Annotated in this window: 1 protein-coding gene; it reads right to left on the reverse strand. The window is 61.1% G+C overall.

From position 1 onward, the window contains the following. Positions 1 to 818: dihydroxy-acid dehydratase domain-containing protein (locus tag HZU72_RS23580; protein ID WP_180096377.1), on the reverse strand; the 818-nt coding region annotated here is incomplete at both ends.

Consider the following 818-nt stretch of genomic DNA (forward strand, 5'->3'; position numbering starts at 1 on the left):
CGGCTCCAGTCGTCCAGGGTCAGATCCACACCAATCCGCCCGGCAATCGCCTTGAGATGAATCACCGCGTTGGTAGAACCGCCAATCGCCGCGTTGGTACGGATGGCATTGTCGAAGGCTTCCTTGGTGAGGATCTTGGAGAGCCGCAGGTCTTCGTTGACCATCTCGACAATCCGGTTGCCGGAGAGGTGCGCCAGCACGTAGCGTCGGGAGTCTACCGCGGGAATCGCCGCATTGTGGGGCAGCGAGGTACCCAGCGACTCGGCCATGCAAGCCATGGTGGAGGCAGTGCCCATGGTGTTGCAGGTGCCCGCGGAGCGGGACATGCCTGCTTCGGCGGCCATAAAGTCGTGGAGGGAAATCTCACCGGCTTGGACCTGTTCGGAGAGCTTCCACACCACGGTACCGGAACCAATGTCCTTACCTTTGTGCTTACCGTTGAGCATCGGCCCGCCGGTCACCACGATGGTGGGAATATCGCAGCTCGCCGCGCCCATCAGCAACGCCGGGGTGGTTTTGTCGCAGCCCACCAGCAGCACGACGGCATCAATCGGGTTGCCGCGAATCGCTTCCTCTACGTCCATGCTGGCCAGGTTGCGGGTAAACATTGCCGTAGGCCGCAGGTTGGATTCGCCGTTGGAGAACACCGGGAACTCCACCGGGTAGCCGCCCGCCTCCAGCACGCCCTGCTTGACGTGCTCCGCCAACTTACGAAAGTGCGCATTACAAGGTGTGAGCTCCGACCAGGTGTTGCAGATACCGATGATCGGCTTGCCCTGAAACTCATGGTCGGGGATGCCCTGGTTTTTCATCCAACT

It is taken from the genome of Vreelandella sedimenti (genome assembly GCF_013416325.1).
GTDB lineage: Bacteria > Pseudomonadota > Gammaproteobacteria > Pseudomonadales > Halomonadaceae > Vreelandella > Vreelandella sedimenti.